The sequence below is a fragment of the Lysobacter sp. FW306-1B-D06B genome (assembly GCF_038446665.1).
GTDB lineage: Bacteria > Pseudomonadota > Gammaproteobacteria > Xanthomonadales > Xanthomonadaceae > Lysobacter_J.
In genome coordinates, this window is record NZ_CP151802.1 from 2,751,519 (window position 1) to 2,768,779 (window position 17,261).

Consider the following 17,261-nt stretch of genomic DNA (forward strand, 5'->3'; position numbering starts at 1 on the left):
TCCTTGCGGCGTCAGTGGTGATGCGCGCGCCATAGGCGCAGCAGCAAAGTGTTGGAAATCACGCTGACCGACGACAGCGCCATGGCAGCGCCGGCGATCACCGGATCGAGCAGACCGAACGCCGCCAGCGGAATGCCGACGACGTTGTAGGCGAAGGCCCAGAAGAGGTTCTGGTGGATCTTGCGTGTGGTCCGGCGCGAGATCGCGATGGCATCGACGACGAGGCCCGGCTCCGCACGCATGAGCGTGACGCCGGCGGCGTGCATGGCCACGTCGGTGCCACTGACCATCGCAATGCCGACATCGGCCGCCGCCAGCGCGGGGGCGTCGTTGATGCCGTCGCCCACCATCGCCACGGTGCCATCGCTGCGCAGCGTGGCGATGACCTCTGCCTTTTCCTCCGGCAAGACGTTGGCGCGCACTGAGTCGATCCCGAGCTGCGTGGCGACCGCATGGGCCGCGCCGGCGTTGTCGCCGGAGATCATCACGGTGCGCACGCCCAGGGCATGCAGCCGTTCGATGGCCTCGCGGGCACCGGCGCGTGGCGTGTCGCGGAAGGCGAGGACGCCGCGTAGGCGAGGGGGCTCATCGCGCGCGGCCGTCGCGATCCAGGAAAGCGTGTTTCCCGACGCCAGCAGCTCCTCGCTGCGCGAGGACAACGGCGAGGTATCGATGCCGGCTTCGTGCATCATCCGGGCGCTGCCGATTAGGACCGTCTGGCGTTCGAGCGTTCCGCGCAGGCCGCGGCCGGGGAGGGCCTGCACGTCCTGCGCGGTCATCTGCGGGAGTTCGACCGCGGCCTGCACGACGGCGCGGGCCAGTGGGTGCTCGCTGCCGCGCTGCACGGCCGCAGCCTGCGCGAGCAGGGCGTTCGTGTCGCCATCCAGCGCGATCGCCTCGCTGACCACGGGACGGCCTTCGGTCAGCGTGCCGGTCTTGTCGAAGGCGACCACGTCGATGCCGTGCGCGGTTTCCAGCGCTTCGGCGTCCTTGATCAGAATCCCGGCGCGCGCGGCGACGCCGGTGCCGGCCATGATCGCCGTCGGCGTCGCCAGCCCGAGCGCGCAGGGGCAGGCGATCACCAGCACCGCCACCGCGTTGAGAATGGCGCGGTTCCAGTCGCCGGTCGACAGGCCCCAGCCAAGCAGCGCCAGCAGCGCGATCCCGACCACGATCGGCACGAACACCGCGCTGATGCGGTCGACCGTCCGCTGGATCGGCGCCTTCTTCGCCTGTGCGTCCTCGACCAGGCGGATGATGCGCGCCAGCACGCTTTCCGCGCCAATCGCCGTGGTTTCGACTTCGATGCGGCCTTCGCCGTTGATCGCACCGCCGGTCACGCGATCGCCCTCGAAGCGTGCGACCGGCAGCGATTCGCCGGTGATCATCGATTCGTCCGCATGCGTGCGGCCTTCGACGATGCGGCCGTCCACCGGGATGCGCTCGCCGGGAAGCACGACGACGAAATCGCCGATGCGGACCTGTCCGATCGGCACCTGCGTTTCAACGCCATCGCGACGCACGCGTGCGTTGGCGGGGCGCAAGGATTGAAGGGCGCGGATCGCTTCGGTGGTCTGGCGCTTGGCGCGTGCTTCCAGCCACTTGCCCAGCAGCACGAGCGTGATCACGACGGCGGAGGCCTCGAAGTACAGCGCTGCGTGAGGACCGCCAGTGAGCAGGTGGTAGAGGCTCAGCCCGTAGCCGGCGCTGGTGCCGAGGGCCACCAGCAGGTCCATGTTACCGGTGCCGGCCTTCAGTGCCCGCCAACCGGCGCGGTAGAAACGCGCGCCGAGCCAGAACTGCACCGGCGTCGCCAGCGCGAACTGCACCCAGCCCGGCAGCATCCAGTGGACGCCGAACGGCGTCGCCAGCATCGGTAGCACCAGCGGCAGGGAGAGCGCCACGGCGAGCCACAGGTGGCGGCGCTCGCGTGCGTCCGCGTCGCCGTGCGCATGTGCGGGCGTCGCGTCGGCGGAGGTCGCATCGGGCCGCTGGGCGCGATAACCGGCGGCCTCCACGGCCGCGACGAGGCTTTCGACGGTCACGTGTCGCAGCACGCGGACACGCGCGCGCTCCGTGGCGAGATTCACGCTCGCCTCGATCACGCCGGGTACGGCGCGCAGGCTCTTCTCGATGCGGCCTGCACACGAGGCACAGGTCATGCCGCCGACGGCCAGTTCGATCGACTGCTCGGGGATCGCATAGCCGCTGCGCACCACCGCCTCGGTGAGCTGGGGCAGGGCGACGCTGCCGTCGGTGATGACGTCGGCGCTCTCGGTGGCCAGGTTGACGCTGGCCCGCAGCACGCCCGGCAGCGCGGCCAGGCTGCGTTCGATACGGCCCGCGCACGAGGCGCAGGTCATGCCCGCAATCGGCAGGCGCAGCGGGGCGGGGGATACGGCGACGGGATTCATGCTCGCTCCATCGGAATCGGTCCGGATGGGCGAAGGATCTGGCTTCCCACCATGGGAAGGTCAACGCGCCACCGAACTCCCCGCCGCCCGCCTGGGGCGGGTGGCGTGGGAAGCCGGTGGCGCGTCGTGGTGGGCATCGGTCAGAACCAGAGCCGCAGGCCGGCGAGCAGGCGTGTGTCCTCGACCGGCTCGCCTTCCTCGCGGCGGTGGTCGGCGGTGTCGCCGTAGGCGCGCTCCCAGCCCACGCCGACGTAGGGCGCGAAGCGGCGGGTCACCTCGTAGCGCAGTCGCAGGCCCGCTTCCAGCGAGGACAGCCCCGAGCCGATTCCACGGTCCGGATCGTCCTTCCCGTACAGCGTCGCCTCGACGCGCGGCTGCAGGATGAGGCGGTTCGTCAGCAGCAGTTCGTACTCCGCTTCCAGCCGGGCCGCTGTGGCGCCGCGCTCGCCCACATAGGCCGTGGCCGATACTTCGAACTTGTACGGCGCCATGCCCTGCACGCCGATCGCCGCCCAGTCGCGCGCGTCGCCCGGCTTGAAGTCGTGCTTCAGGCCGGCCACCACGTCCCACCATGCCGAGACGCTGCGCCCGTACAGCACCTCCAGATCGGCCGATTCGGTCACACCGCGCTCTCGTTCGCCTTCGCTGCGCAGCCACAGGCGGTCGGTATCGGTGCCGAACCACGCCTGTGCTTCCCAGGCTTCGCCTCGGCCGTGGTCGAGATCGACGGCTTCCAGCCGATCGATCAGCACGAAGCTGTTCCACTCGCTGGCATGGTGCATGTCGTGTTGGAGCGCAGGAAACGCAGCGGCACGATCGGCGTCGGTGATCGGCGCAATGGGCTCGACAGGCTCGCGCGGCGCGTCCATTGCGTGCCCCATCTGCGCGTGATCGTGCGCATCAGCCGGTGGCGTGGTCGGTGCCGGATGCGCATCGTGATCGTGCGTCGTCGGCGGTGGCGTGGGCGCATGGGATGCATGCTGCGCCCACGCGGTCGGTGCACCGGCGGCGAGCACGAATGCGAGCAGGGTGTGCGTTCGCCTCATGCGCGCTCCTCCACGCGCACTTCGCGCATCATCCCGGCTTCCATGTGGTACAGCAGGTGGCAGTGATAGGCCCAGCGGCCCAGCGCGTCGGCACGCACGCGGTAGCTGCGTTTGGTGCCGGGAGGCATGTCGACCGTGTGCTTGCGCAAGTGGAAGTTGCCCTGTTCGTCCTCGACGTCGCTCCACAGGCCGTGCAGGTGGATCGGGTGCGTCATCATCGTGTCGTTGACCAGCACGATGCGCATGCGCTCGCCATAGTTGAGACGGACCGGCTCGGCATCCATGAACTTCTGCCCGTTGAACGACCAGGCGAACTTCTCCATGTGGCCGGTGAGGTGCAGTTCGATCTCGCGCGAAGGCTCGCGTCCGTCCGGATCGTCGAACAGGCTCTTCATCGCCGCATAGGTGAGCACCGTGCGGCCGTTGTCGCGCAGGCCGATGCCGGGGTCGTCGAGCTTCGGTGCCGGCGACATCGTCTGCATGTCCACCAACGGATTGTTGCGCTCGCTGTCCGGATGCGACGGCATGGCGTTCATGCCGTCGGCCATCGCGTGCGTGCCGTGCCCCATGTTGGCGCCGCAACCGCCTTCCATGTCTTTCATGCCCATGTTCGCGCCGCAGCCGCCCTCCATGCCCTTGGCGCCGTGCGCGTTGTGATCCATGCCGCCATGACCCATGTCGTCCATCGTCAGGATGGGGCGCGGATCGGGCGCGGGAAGCGGCGCTTCCAGTCCGTGACGCACCGCGAGGGTGCCGCGTGCATAGCCGGTGCGGCCCATGTCCTGCGCGAAGATCGCGTAGGCGTCCTGGCCCGAAGGTTCGACGATCACGTCGAAGGTTTCCGCCACGGCGATGCGGAACTCGTCCACGGTGACCGGATGGATGTACTGGCCGTCGGCGGCGACGACGGTCATCTTCAGGCCGGGGATGCGTACGTCGAAATACGTCATCGCCGAGCCATTGATGAAGCGCAGCAGCACCTTCTCGCCGCTGCGGAACAGACCCGTCCAGTTGCCCGCCGGCGCATGGCCGTTGAGCAGGTAGGTGTAGGTGTGTGCGTTGATGTCGGAGATGTCGGTGGGCGTCATGCGCATGCGCCCCCACTGGCCGCGGTCCCGCAGCGTCGCCGACATGCCGTCGCGGGCGACGTCGTCGATGAAGTCACCGACGGTGCGTTTGTAGAAGTTGTCGTGCTCGGCCATCTTCTTCATGCGCCGGAACAGCGATGCCGGATCCAGGTCGGTCCAATCGGACAGCAGCACCACGTGCTCACGATCGAAAGCAAAGGGCGCCGGTTCACGCGGATCGATCACGATGGCGCCGTAGAGCCCGGCCTGCTCCTGGAACAGCGAATGGCTGTGATACCAGTACGTACCGGACTGACGGATGTCGAAGCGGTACGTGAACGTCTCGCCGGGATGGATGCCGTCGAAACTCAGGCCCGGCACGCCGTCCATGTTGGCCGGCAGCAGGATGCCGTGCCAATGCACGGAACTGGCCACGGGCAAACGGTTGGCGACGCGAAGGGTGACGGTGTCGCCTTCGCGCCAGCGCAGCACGGGCGCCGGCAGCGAGCCGTTCACGGTCACCGCCGGTCGCGTGCGCCCGGTGAGGTTGACCGGCGCTGCATCGATGGCGAGATCGAACTGCGTGCCGGAAAGAGTCTGAGGTTGGGGCCCCCGGAACTCAGCGGCCGAGCCGGGCAAATGCCACAGGCCCGCGCCTGTGGCGACGCCACCGGCCGCCAGGCCTGTGACGAAACGTCGACGAGACGGCGAGGCCGCGCGTTGGCGAAGTGGATCGAACTTCATGGGATGGCTCCGTGAATCATGAGGATGCGGTCCACGACCGCGAGGCGGCCGGGAACGCAACGTCGGATCAGCACACCTTTGCGGTGTGCACGGAGTCAGCCGATAGGTGGTCGGAGCAGATGCGGCAGCGGCGGAGACGGGCGATCGATCTGACGCGGCTGTGCCCTATGGCGCTCCGGCGGAAGACCGGCCGGAACGGAAAAAATGGCGATGGCGGCGGTCGCATGCTGCAGGCAGTCGCAGTTGCAGTGCGAGGATTGGCAGCAGTCCGGAGCACCATCATCCATGCCCGCGGTCGCGCAATCGTCATCGGCGTGCGCATGCATGGCCGCCACTTCATCGTGTGACGATTCGCCATGACAAGGTGGTGTGGCGGCCTGTTCGCCGGGCGCACTCATTGCCAGATGCGCAAGTCCCATCTGCGTGGCAGCCGCCGTGTAACCGGTTCCGTTGAGAACCAGCATCAAGCAGAGCAGCGCACGGAGTACGAGATGCGACATTTTCATAGTCTAACGTGTCTGAATAGAGGGGGGAGCCACTCACGGTTGTCTGAACGGGCAGGTATATACTCCAGCGTATGCAAGTGGCCGGCCCCCGCCGGCATCGAATGCGGCGGCGAAGCCACCGTATTCCAGGAATGATGCAAGGAGCCCACTTGGTATTCCAGATTGTTCTCGCCGATGACCACCCCATCGTCTCCAGTGGCGTGCGGGCGCTTCTGGAACAGCATCCGGGGCTGCGTGTCGTTGCCGAGGCGACATCGCCCGATGAGCTGCTTCGTGTCCTGGAAAGCACCGACTGCGAAGTGATCGTCACCGATTTCAACATGCCCGGTGAACAGGCCGCGGACGGCCTGAGCCTGCTGCAGCTGCTCGGCCGGCGTTGGCCGGAGCGCCACGTCGTCGTGCTCACCCAACTCGCCAACCCCGGCGTGCTCAACAACATTTCGCGCTTGCAGAACGTACGCGGCGTGGTGAGCAAGTCCGACGCGATGAAGGAACTGCCGATGGCCGTGACCGCTGCCACGGCAGGCCGCAGCTTCCTCAGCTCCACGGTTCGCAAGCAGATTGAATCCGCGCAGGGCGACGCGGCCGATGCCACCTCCACGCTGTCCAAACGCGAGGGCGAGGTCATGCGTCTGTTCGCGCTGGGTCATACGGTGTCGGAGATCGCCCGGCAGCTCAACCGCAGCGTGAAGACCGTGAGCAGCCAGAAGGTCGAGGCGATGCGCAAGCTCGGTGTGAAGAGCGATCTGGAGTTCTACGCCTACGCACGCGAACACGGGCTGGGCTCGTAACTTTTCCCGATCACTGTCCCTGTGATCCATGCGAAGGCGGCCGATACCGGCCGCCTTCGTCGTTTCGGCCCATGCGCACTCCGCGATCAGTGGCGCTTGAGCATCTCCTCGCGCGACTGCTCGGCGCGCGACGCGCCAATGGCGGTTTCCACCTGCTTCACCTCTTCGGGCGGCGGCAATACCGCCGGGAAACCCAACGACTGGATCCACAGCTCACGTGCCCATCCCTTGGTGTGATAGAGGTGATGGTCTTCGTCCTTCTCGACCGCCTCGTGCGCCTGCTTGAGAATGCCGGCGTAGTCGGCGCGCGCCTGCTGCGCGACCTGGCCGATGAGTTCCCAGTTCGCATGGTCCTTGGTTTCGGCCAGCACCACGCATTCGGCGGCGACCAGTTCGGCGGCGGCCGGCTCGGCGGTCTTCATCGCCGTTTCGATTGCCTCGACCAGCGACTTGCCCAACTGCGCGACGATCGCCCGCCCGGGGCTCTGCTCCTCGGTGTCCATGCCCAATTGCTCGAACACACGCGTGAGCACCTGCTCGTGCGTGCGTGTCTCGTCCAGATACTCCTTCCATTCCTTGTGAAGGTCCTTGTTCTGCGCCGCCTTGATCGCGGCGGTGTAGATCTGGATGCCGCCACGCTCGGTTTCCAGCGCCTGCAGCAGCAACTCGTGGACCTGGGCTGCATCGAACTTCGACGTGCGTGCCATGTGCTCGTTTCCTGTCGTGTGGTGTGACCTTGTTATAGGAATCGGGCATGCCGGCGCGCGTGAAGAACCGCGCAATGATTCGTCAACGCAGCAGCGTCGCGGCGGGATGTACGCTGCGCCATGTTCAGGTTTCCAATCCCGCGCGGGGCTGTCCGCGTGGCGTGAAATCGTGGAGGCCCTTGCGCGCGACGCGCAGGGGAGGGGCGGCGGTGTCAGTCCAACGGCGCCCTGGCGCGCTCGGTCTGCGTCAACGGTGAGTGCCCGGACGCCGCAGGACCCATGTCGCATCGCGCGCGGCCGTGTACAGTCGGCCGCAGGCGCGGGAGACGCCTGCACGCCCCGGGAAACGCGCATGGTCCGGCTCGCCATCCTGCTGATCGGAACCCAGGCAGTGAAGCGCCAATGGCGCCTGCTGCCGTTGCTGGGCGCGCTGTGGATCGCGCTGGGCGCGCTGGTGTTCCTGGATGTATCCAGCGGCGCGCTCGCGATCGCCACCGATGTGCTCGGCGGCCTGTTCGTGGTGGAAAGCGTCCTCGTGCTGGCGAGCGTCTGGGCCAGCTCGCGCCGTGCGAAGGCCCCGCTGGTCGCGCGCGCGCTCGCCTTCCTGCTGTTCGGTCTGATGATCATGGACGTGCCGTTCGACCACGGCATTTCCGACAGCGTGCTGTTCGGCCTGGTGTTCAGCGCCGATGGATTGCTGCGCATCGCATCGGCCTGGGTCGTGCGCTTCCGGCGCTGGCCGGTGGCGATCTTCGCTGCGTGCATCGAGATCGTGCTCGCCGTGCTGATCCTCACCGACTGGCCCTGGCCGCACCGTTACGTGATTCCGTACTGCATGAGCGTCGCACTCATCATCTCGGGTCTGACGCTGGTGCGGCTCGGGCTGCAGCTCCGCAACCTGCCGGCGGGCGCGTCGATCACCGAACTGCCGATGTTCCAGTCCCGGCCATGGCATTCGCGAGGCGTTCTGCGCGACGGCGAGCAGCGCGTAGGCGAGGGCGAACTCACGCTGTATGTGTGGACCGCGACGGGTTCCATCGAGTCGCCCGTGCCGCGTCCGGTGGTGAACCGTTACATCGCGGCGGTGGACCGCAACGGCGTGGTATCGACCGGGCATGCCGCACTCGAACTGCACCCTGACGTCTACATCAGTCTGTACCCGGCGGTCGACATCGACCACTCGCCCGACGACTTCGCCCGCCTGTTGCGTGCGGGCACCGAGAACGACGTGCCCGGCCGCTGGAACGAAACCCACGAGATCGAGGTCGCGAACTGGCGCGCCCCCGATCGTCGCGTCAAGTTCCGCCGCTACAACGAAGCCTCGCTGCGCCGCTTCTGGCTCGACTACCGCCAGGACAGCACCTACAACCTCACCAGCCGCAGTTGCTCCACCGCGGCTTCGCTCGCACTGGAATGCGCGCTGGAAGGCAGCGTCGGCCACCGCCATCCCTGGCGCGCGTTCTTCCTGCTCCTGCTCGATCCCTACCTCTGGCTGGCGGCGATGCTGCGCCACCGAGGCGTGACGATGGCCTGGACGCCCGGCCTCGTGCTGGACTACGGGCGCGCGCTCAAGCGGGTCGTCGAACGCGAGCACCTGGGCCGCACGAACCGTCTTCCGCTGCGCCTGCGCCTGCAGGGCGCGCTGCGCCAGCGCGGAGCCCGCGCGGCATGACGGCGCAGGACAGCGTGCCCGCGCGACGCCGCACCGCCATCGCGATCGTCGCGGCGGCGTCGATGTTCGGGATCACGTACGGATTGTCGTCTCCGCTGATCGCGCTGGAACTGCAACGCCGAGGCCACGGCGAAGTGCTCATCGGCCTGAATGCCGCGATGCATGCGCTGGGCGTGCTCACGGTCGCGTGGATGCTGCCGCGCGCCGCCAGCCGGTGGGGAATGCGGCGGATCCTCATCGTGGCGCTGATGCTGGTCGGTGTCGTGCTGATGCTGTTTCCGGCCAGCGCATGGGTATGGCTGTGGTTTCCCTTTCGCTACGTGCTGGGCATCGGCTCCGAAGGCGTGCTGGTCACCACCGAAAGCTGGACGAGCCATCTCAGCGACGAGGCATCGCGCACGACGAACATGGCGATCTACACCGCGGCGGTGTCGGTGGGCCTGGCGATCGGTCCGCTGCTGCTGGGCCATGTGGGCTCCGGCGATGCGGTGCCGTTCCTGATCGGCGCCGCGCTGGCGATGGCGGCCTGTGCGTTCGTCGTCTTCGACCGCGCGCCGTCGCCGCAATTCGCGCATCGGCCGTTGTCGGGCGGTGTCGTCGGGCTCTTGCGGCATGCGCCCGTGGCGATGGCGGCGACGGCGCTCAATGCCGCGCTGGAAACCTCCGGCCTCACGTTCCTGCCGATGTACGCGATGCGGCTGGGCTGGAGCGAGCAGGGGGCGACCGCGCTCGTGGCGACATTGCTCGTCGGCGCCATCGTGCTGCAGGTGCCGATCGGCTGGCTGGGCGATCGGTTCGATCGTCGCCGTCTGGTGCTCGCGTTCAGTGCGCTGTCGGCGCTGGGCGCGTTGCTGTGGCCGTTCGCGATCGGCGTCGCCTGGCTCGGGCATGCCCTGCTGTTCGTGTGGGGCGGTGTGTTCGTCGGCATCTACACGCTGGTGGTGACGATCGTCGGCAGCCGCTATTCGGAAGGCCAGCTGGTGCAGGTGTACGCCGGCATGTCGGTGGCGTTCGGCATCGGCGCACTGCTGGGGCCGTTGCTGGCCGGTGCGGCGATGCACCTCTCGCGCGATGGGCTTGCGTGGTTCGCTGCCGCGGCGTGCGCCGCGTTCGGGCTGTTCGCGTGGAGGAGCCGGGCGCCGGCCTGATCGTGCGGGCGCAGGGCATCAGGCGCGCCTTCACGCCGCACATCAGCGTCCTATCGTCGTGCGATGGGCCCGGGCATGGTTGAATACGATCCCTAACGGCGCGCCGCGCGCACGCCATCCCTTCCGGTGTGGACGATGGAACAAAGCGTATTTCCCCGGCTGAACCCGCGGGTGTTCTCCAACGATGGAACCGACTTGCAGTTCTGCACGACCTGCGCGTTCTCCCAGGCCTGCCTGGCCGAGGGAATGGACAAGAGCGCGCTGGCGGAACTGCACGTGCTGGTCGAGCACGTTGGTCCCTTGCAGGAGGGCGAGTTCGTGTTCCGCCAGGGCGATCCGTTCGACGCCATCGCCGCCGTTCGCGCCGGCACGGTGAAGACCACGACGATCGACCGCAGCGGACGGGAGCAGGTGCTCGGTTTCCATCTGCCGGGCGAAGTCGTCGGCCTGAACGCCATCGACGGCAACACCTATCCGTGCAGCGCGGTCGCGCTGGATACGGTCATGCTGTGCCGCTTCTCGTTCCCGAAGATGTCGATGCTGGCCGGGCGCCTGCCGGGGTTGCAGCGGCAGTTGTTCCGCCTGATGAGCCGCGACATCGGCCATGCCTCGATGCTCGCCGGCGATTCCAGCGCCGACGAACGCGTCGCGGCGTTCCTGATCGGACTGTCGCGCCGGCTCGAAGCACGCGGGTTCTCGCCGCGCCGCTTCCAGCTGTCGATGCAGCGCGCCGACATCGCCAACCACCTGCGGATGACGCCGGAAACACTCAGCCGCATCTTCCGGCGCCTGCAGGGCAATGGATGGATCCAGGTGCACGGCCGTGAGGTCGAACTGCTCGACCGTGCACCGATGGACGAACTGGCCGCGCCCCTGCTGGATCACTGAGGCGGCGATGGCCGCTTACAACCGATGCGTGGCCGGCACTTCACTCGAAGACTGGCTGGCGATGGCGTGGTTCACATCGCGATGGCCGGCCTCGTCCTGGCGGACGGCGATGACGACGTCGCGCAGGCGGGCATCGCGCGGCAGCTGCCAGTAGTCGATGGCGAGCGCCGGCGCGGCGACGTTCTCGATGCGTCCGGCGTCGATCTCTTCCAGGTAGCGCGTGTAGCTCACGACGGCCTCTTCCTCGAAGTAGCCGACCAACCGGTGCGCCGTGCGGGAAGAGACGATGTACAGGCCCAGGTAGAACGTGAAGAACAGCGCCTGCGCGATCAGCACCATCATGCGTTCGAACCAGCTCGGCCGCGCGATCTCCATGAAGGTCATCAGGTGCATGCGCTCGTTGTCGGCTTCTTCCAGCAGCGTGCGGATCCAGCCTTCGTCGTCGCGCATCCAGCGCAGGCAGCGCAGGTGCAGCAGCGCGCCGCCGACCATGCCCGGGACTGCGGCGACCGTTTCCAGCACGATCGCGCGATTGCCGTAGCGCTTGGCGAACAGGGTGTCGGCGAAGAAACGCAGGGTGCGGGTGATGCCGTAGGCGATGCGGTCGGACAGGCCGGCCACCGTATGGTGGAGTTCGATCGGGATCGCCGGGGTGACGTCGGCTTTCATGGCGGGCTTCCGGGCCGGGCGGGGTGCCGGCCGATGGCGTGATGATCCGCCTCGCCCAAGGCACCCGGTTGATCTACATCAACCCGCCCTTCGATAGCCGGCGGCGGCGCCGTCTCACCAGCGCAGCATGGGCATGGGATTGAGCGGGTGGCGCAGCAGGTGCCGGCAGGAGAAGTGCAGCAACCGACGGTGGAAGCCCTCGTTGGGATAGTGGGCGAACACCTCGCGCCGGAACGCCCGCGGAATGCCGCCGGCAACCAGGCCGCGCGAGACGTCGGCCAGGTCGGCCAAGCGGAAGGTCTCCACCAGCGTGTCGTCCTGGTACGCGGTGAGCTTGTGGTGCTGGCCGATCATCTCGTCCACCTGCCAATCGCAATGGCCGTGGCCGTGCGCGTGCACCCAATCGTGCGCGCGTCGGCGCGACGGCGGCAGGTAGTCCCAGGTGCCGTCCGTCCAGATCCCCAGGTCGTGGAACGCCGCCGCGATGCTGATGGCCCGCAGCACGTCGTCGTCCACGCGCCGGCCGTGCATCTCCGCCAGCACGCAGCAGAAATTGGCGACACGGTAGGCGTGGTTGCGATAGGCGGCGAAGTCGCGGCCGAGCTGCGCGGCATGATGCTCGAGCACATCGTCCAGCAAGGGCAGGGCGGTGAGCATGGTCCCCTCCGGATGAGTGCCGGCCGCAGCCAGTCTACGCGCGCACCCTGCGTTGGCTTTGCCGGCTGTCCGGTTGTCGTGGCGTCCGTCGCGTGGTGGCGGGGGGCGATGCAGGCGACGCACGGACGTCCATCGCAGTCACGCCATCGCCAGCACGATCACGGTGCCCCAGGTGGTCAGGAGCACGTGCGCGACGGCCACCGACCCGGTATAGCCGATCACCGCGATCGGGCTGTCGGACTTCTCCTGCAGCGCCGCGAGGGCGGCGGTGAAGGTCTGCGCGCCGGAGATCGCACCCAGCAGCAGCAACGGGTCGATCCGCAGCACGCGCCGGCCGAACCAGAGCCCCAGCAGCAGCGGCGTCATCGTGACCAGCACGCCGCCGAAGAACAGCCCCACGCCCGACTCGCGCAGGGCCAGCAGGAAATGCGGCCCCGCACCCAGGCCGACCATCGAGACGAAGGCCGCCAGCCCGAAGGATTGCATCAGCTTCACAGCGGCGTCGGGGATGCGGCCGAACAGCGGGCGACGCGCGCGGACGTGGCCGACCACCAGCCCCGCCAGCAGCGCGCCGACGCTGGTGCCGATGCTGACGTCGATGCGCCCCACCGGCACGACCGCCAGCACGCCGAACACCGCGCCCAGGAAGATCGCGAAGCCCACGACGATGAAGTCGGTGGCGTCGCTGGCGCGCACGATCTCGCCCAGTTCGCCGGCCGCGCGCAGTACCGCCTGCTCCGGGCCGACCAGTTGCACCATGTCGCCGCGTTCGATCGTCGTGCCGGTGCCGATGGGGATTTGCTGCCCGTTGCGCAGGATGCGCCGCAGGAAGACGGCGCGGACCTCGTCGCACTGCGCGATCTGCGCCAGCGTGTGCCCGATCCAGCGCGCCTTGCACACGAAGACCTCGTGCGCGGCCATCGGAATGTCGAGCAGGTCGGCGTCATCCACTTCACGTCCGCGCTCTCCCAGGATGCCCACCAGCACCTCGCGCCGGCCGCCGACGGCCACCACGTCGCCGGCGTGTACGATGGTGGAGGCATCGGCGTCCAGCAGTACGTCGTCGCGTCGCAGGCGATACACGAACAGCCGCGCGCCTTCGATCAGGCGTTCGGCGGCGGCAATGGCCAGGCCGGCCATGGGCGCGTCGGCGGGCACGCGGTAGGCGCGTGTCTCGAAGGGTTGCCAGGCCGATGCGACGCCGGCGCGCTGACGCACGATGCCGTAACGGGCCTCCAGCGCGATCGCGTGCGCCTTCAGGTCGATTCGCAGCAGCCACGGCCCGATCACGGTGCAGGTCAGGATCACGCCGAGCGCGCCGGACACGTAGCACAGCGCGTCGCCGACGCCGACATGCGCCACGTAGCGGGCCTTCGTTTCCGCGTCGATGGGCAAGGCCTGGATGGCCTCGGTCGCCGTGCCCATCGCAGGCGATTCGGTCAGTGCCCCCGACAGCATGCCGGCGGCCAGCCCGGGATCCAGCTGCAGCGCGCTCGCCACGCCCCACGCGACCAGCAACCCCACGGTCGGCATGAACACGGCGAGCGCCGCGAATCGCCAACCGTCGCCTTTCATCGCCGAGAGGAAGCGCGGACCGACTTCATAGCCGATGCCGAACAGGAACAGCAGGAACACCAGCGACTTCGCGGTCGCCGAGACGGGCACCTCGAACGCCCAGCCCAGCAGCATGCCGGCCAGCAGCGATCCGGTGACGCCGCCGAGCACGAAACCTCGCACGCGCACGCCGCCCACGGCGTAGCCGATGCCCAGCGCGAGGTACACCGCCAGTTCCGGATAGCGCGACAGGATCGACGAGAACCACTCCATTCGGCCTCCCCCGGTCGCGCGGCGGCGCCCTTACAGCTTCGGTGGGTCGTAGAACACCATCAGGCGGACGTCGTCCAGGTCGGACTCGACGGGTCCTTCCTGTCGCACGTGCGCGTAGCGCAGGCGGATCAGCAGGCCCTGCAGGAAGCCATCGCCGATGGCCCACTGGAAGTTGAAGTCGTACTCGTCCTTGGCGTATTCGGTCGGCGATTGCGGATCGGAGCCGTCCACGTACAGCGCGTAGACGCTGGCGCCCTTGATCGTCTGGAAGGTGTAGCCGGCGCGCAGCAGCCAGGCGTCCTCGCCGTCGCGGTTGAAATCCTCGACCTGGACGCTGGTGTAACCGGGGTAACCGCTCCAGGGGTTCTGCATGTTGGTGTCGCCGCCGGCGCGCGTGTAAGCCGCGGTGAACAGCGCGCCGCCGTAGCCCAGTTCGGCCTTCGCGCCCCACTGGTCTGAGGAGAAGTCCGCGCCGCGCAACAGGTCGTCGCCGGCGCTCGACTGGTCGGAGTACTGCAACGCGAACTGCAGCTTCAGCTTCTCGGCCAGCGGAATTCCATAGCGGGCCTCGGTGTAGAAGATCTGGATGATGTCATCGCTGTAGTAGCCGATCGCACCCACCGAGAAGGCGCCCTTCTTGAAGTTGGCGCCCAGCGCGTAGACGCCGCGCTCCACGCCGTCCGGCGCGCCCGCGTCCTGCGCCATGGAGACGAACTCGTCGGAGTTGCGCTCCTTGATCTCATCGAAATACCCGCCGCCCACGCGCCACTCCGGACGCCCTTCGTCGCCGCCGTAGAGGCCCTGCAGGGTGATGGCCTGGAAGGTATTAGGCGTCATGCGCGCGTCGTTGCGGTTGATGTAGGGCGTGTCGATGCCGCGGCGGCCCAGGCTCAGCCGGGTGTCGTCGTTGATGAGGAATTCGCCGTAGACCTCGCCCAGCACGGTGTAGCCTTCCTGGCCGGGTTTCAGCAGCAGCGTCCCGTCTTTATCCTCGGGGCCGTAAAGCTTCTGCGAGGTATAGCCCGTCGCGCCGAAGGCGAACCGCTCGCGGAAGTAGCCGGTCTTGAAGCCGACCGAGCCACCCAGCGCCCACGCTTCGCTTTCGGTGTTGTCGTACTTGTCGCGACCCAGGTAGAACGTGCGCGCCTGCACGTCCCATTTGGTGTCCTGCCACGCCTTGCGGCGCGTCTCGCGTATCCACGCCGCGCGGTCGCGCGGGGCGAACGCCTCGTCGAGCGGCGTCTGCCCCTGTTCGGTGGACGACGGCTCCGCCTCGACGTACTCGTCGTCTTCCACGCTGGCAGGCGGCGCGGCCTGCGTCTGCGCATGCGCGGAGCAGGCCAATGCGATCGACAGCAGCCCACAGGTCGCCATGGGAGCTGCGCGCGCGACAAGACGGTAAGCCTCCATGGCTCCTCCTTATTGCGAAAGCACCATCGCGAAGTAACCGAACACGGTGTACAGCACGCCGGACACCGCGTAGCCCACGGGGAATCCGACCCACGGCACCGTGCTGTCGATCTCCTTCGCCGCCTCGCGTGCGGGGCCGGAGTGCGAACGCGATCCCGCCACGCCGCCCATCAGTACGGCCGGGTTGATCTTGAAGACGTGGTAGCCGATCGCCCAGGTGATGAACGGTGGAATGGTGCTGGCGATGAAGCCGGCGAGGAAGATCTTCACCGCGATCGAACCGGTGAGCTGCTCCAGCAGCGTCGCGCCGGCGTTAATGCCGACGATGGCGATGAAGGTCACCAGCCCCAGGTCTTCCAGGATGTTGCGCGCGGCGTTGGGCGTGCTGCCGAAATAGCGCAGGCGCGAAACCACCGACGACACCAGGATGCCCGACAGCAGCAACCCGCCCGCGTTGCCCAGGCCCACGGAGAAATCGCCGACGGGCACATTGATCTTGCCCACCAGCAGGCCCAGCACCATGCCCGCGGACAGCGTGAGCAGGTCGGTCGAGGTGCTCGGCCGCGCGACCTTGCCCAGCAGCCCGGCGGCCTTGTCGACAGCGCTCCTCAGGCCCGTCACGAAGATCACGTCCAGGCGCTTGAGCGGCGTATCGGCGCCGAACGGCAGCGGCTCGCCGGAGCGTTCCACGCGCGTCACCTGCACCTGGCCGGCGAAGTCCTCCGCCGCCAGCGCACGCAGCGGCTGGCCGTCGAACTTCTTCTCCGTCACGAGGATCTCGGCCTGGTCGAGCGGCACGCTCAAGGCCTTCGGGTCGTCGACTTCGGCGCCGATGAGCCCCAGGTTGTCGGTGAGGTCCTGCAGACGTCCGCCCAGTGCGATGACATCGCCCTGCTGCAGTACGAGGTCCGGCGCGGCGCCGAGCACCTCATCGCCGCGCCGCACGTTGGCGACGCGATACTGCGGGTACGTCTTGCGCAGCTGGGCGATGCTCTGGCCCGCGGTCTGCGCATTGTCCAGCCGGTAGGCGCGCAGGCCGCCGCCACGGTAACCGGTGAGCGCGGCGTCATCGACGTTGCGCACGCCGTGCTTGAGTTCGTACTCGCGCGCGGCCTTGCGCGCGTCCACGCCCCACCAGCGCGGCAGGTATTTGCAGATCAGGATGATGCCGACCGTGCCCCAGATGTAGGTCACGCCGTAGCCGAGGGCGATCATGCCCGACACTTGTTCTGCCGTGACGCCCGCAGGCAGCTTGTACGCGCCTTGCTCCACGGCCATCTCGGCGGTGCCGATGGCGGCCGACATCGTCTGCGAGCCGGCCAGGATGCCGCCCGCCGCGCCGGCCGGCAGGGCGAGCATCTTCGAGGCGATCACCACCAGCACCAGGCCGAGGACGGCGCAGATGACCGCAAGGATGGTGAAGGTGATGCCGTCCTTCTTCAGGCTGTTGAAGAACGCCGGGCCCACGCGCAGGCCCACGCCGTACATGAAGAGGTAGTAGAAGAGCGACTTGGCGAAGTTGTCCAGCTGCAGCTTCACGCCGTAAGTGGACGCCCAGGTTGCCAGCGCAGCACCCACCACCACGGCCGCGGCGACCATGCCCAGGCCGTAGCCTTTGACCGAGAACTTTCCGACCAGCACCGCCATGCCGACGGTGAAGAACAGCAGGATGTACGGATTGTCGGCGAGGAACTGAAAGAACCCTTGCATGGCGG

At 68.0% G+C, this 17,261-nt stretch carries 14 protein-coding genes; 4 read left to right on the forward strand and 10 right to left on the reverse strand.

Annotated features, from left to right (window positions below; genetic code table 11):
- Window positions 1–11: 11 nt before the first annotated feature.
- The 4 genes from AAFF32_RS12565 to AAFF32_RS12580 form a co-directional block, all read right to left on the reverse strand.
- Entirely contained in the window at window positions 12–2,414 is a 2,403-nt protein-coding gene (locus AAFF32_RS12565; RefSeq protein ID WP_216957922.1) for a heavy metal translocating P-type ATPase, read from the reverse strand.
- A gap of 140 nt (window positions 2,415–2,554) precedes the next feature.
- Window positions 2,555–3,460: a copper resistance protein B gene (locus AAFF32_RS12570; RefSeq protein ID WP_342315353.1), complete on the reverse strand. Its 906-nt coding sequence runs from the start codon at window positions 3,458–3,460 to the stop codon at window positions 2,555–2,557.
- Window positions 3,457–5,271 (reverse strand): copper resistance system multicopper oxidase, encoded by a 1,815-nt coding sequence (locus AAFF32_RS12575; protein ID WP_342315354.1) that lies wholly within the window; start codon window positions 5,269–5,271, stop codon window positions 3,457–3,459. Before AAFF32_RS12575 ends, AAFF32_RS12570 begins: the two co-directional genes overlap by 4 nt.
- Before the next feature lie 95 nt (window positions 5,272–5,366).
- Window positions 5,367–5,771: a CopL family metal-binding regulatory protein gene (locus tag AAFF32_RS12580; protein WP_216957916.1), complete on the reverse strand. Its 405-nt coding sequence runs from the start codon at window positions 5,769–5,771 to the stop codon at window positions 5,367–5,369.
- Between the two features lie 155 nt (window positions 5,772–5,926).
- Between AAFF32_RS12580 and AAFF32_RS12585 the strand changes: the two genes are divergently transcribed.
- Window positions 5,927–6,568, forward strand: a complete 642-nt coding sequence (locus tag AAFF32_RS12585) for a response regulator transcription factor (RefSeq protein WP_342315355.1) — start codon at window positions 5,927–5,929, stop codon at window positions 6,566–6,568.
- A gap of 86 nt (window positions 6,569–6,654) precedes the next feature.
- Here AAFF32_RS12585 and AAFF32_RS12590 read toward each other — a convergent pair whose 3' ends face one another.
- On the reverse strand, window positions 6,655–7,275 hold the full coding sequence (locus AAFF32_RS12590; RefSeq protein ID WP_216957911.1) for a hypothetical protein: 621 nt from the start codon (window positions 7,273–7,275) through the stop codon (window positions 6,655–6,657).
- 352 nt (window positions 7,276–7,627) lie between these two features.
- Here AAFF32_RS12590 and AAFF32_RS12595 point away from each other — a divergent pair, with 352 nt between their 5' ends.
- From AAFF32_RS12595 to AAFF32_RS12605, 3 genes are all read left to right on the forward strand, one after another.
- The gene (locus AAFF32_RS12595; protein WP_342315356.1) at window positions 7,628–8,947 is read left to right on the forward strand and encodes a hypothetical protein; all 1,320 of its coding nucleotides are present in this window, start codon (window positions 7,628–7,630) and stop codon (window positions 8,945–8,947) included.
- The gene (locus tag AAFF32_RS12600; protein WP_342315357.1) at window positions 8,944–10,095 is read left to right on the forward strand and encodes an MFS transporter; all 1,152 of its coding nucleotides are present in this window, start codon (window positions 8,944–8,946) and stop codon (window positions 10,093–10,095) included. Before AAFF32_RS12595 ends, AAFF32_RS12600 begins: the two co-directional genes overlap by 4 nt.
- A gap of 135 nt (window positions 10,096–10,230) precedes the next feature.
- Window positions 10,231–10,983: a cyclic nucleotide-binding domain-containing protein gene (locus AAFF32_RS12605; protein ID WP_342315358.1), complete on the forward strand. Its 753-nt coding sequence runs from the start codon at window positions 10,231–10,233 to the stop codon at window positions 10,981–10,983.
- Between the two features lie 15 nt (window positions 10,984–10,998).
- Here AAFF32_RS12605 and AAFF32_RS12610 read toward each other — a convergent pair whose 3' ends face one another.
- The 5 genes from AAFF32_RS12610 to AAFF32_RS12630 all read right to left on the reverse strand — a co-directional run bounded on the left by AAFF32_RS12610 (window position 10,999) and on the right by AAFF32_RS12630 (window position 17,256).
- Window positions 10,999–11,652, reverse strand: a complete 654-nt coding sequence (locus AAFF32_RS12610) for an alternative oxidase (RefSeq protein ID WP_216957903.1) — start codon at window positions 11,650–11,652, stop codon at window positions 10,999–11,001.
- 114 nt (window positions 11,653–11,766) lie between these two features.
- On the reverse strand, window positions 11,767–12,309 hold the full coding sequence (locus tag AAFF32_RS12615) for a hypothetical protein (protein WP_216957901.1): 543 nt from the start codon (window positions 12,307–12,309) through the stop codon (window positions 11,767–11,769).
- Between the two features lie 138 nt (window positions 12,310–12,447).
- Complete coding sequence (locus AAFF32_RS12620) at window positions 12,448–14,136, reverse strand: hypothetical protein (protein ID WP_342315359.1); 1,689 nt, start codon at window positions 14,134–14,136, stop codon at window positions 12,448–12,450.
- A gap of 30 nt (window positions 14,137–14,166) precedes the next feature.
- Window positions 14,167–15,546, reverse strand: coding sequence for an OprD family outer membrane porin (locus tag AAFF32_RS12625; RefSeq protein ID WP_342315360.1), 1,380 nt, complete (start codon window positions 15,544–15,546; stop codon window positions 14,167–14,169).
- A gap of 9 nt (window positions 15,547–15,555) precedes the next feature.
- A complete protein-coding gene (locus tag AAFF32_RS12630) occupies window positions 15,556–17,256 on the reverse strand; it encodes a hypothetical protein (RefSeq protein WP_216957895.1) in 1,701 nt (566 codons plus the stop codon).
- Window positions 17,257–17,261: the final 5 nt, after the last annotated feature.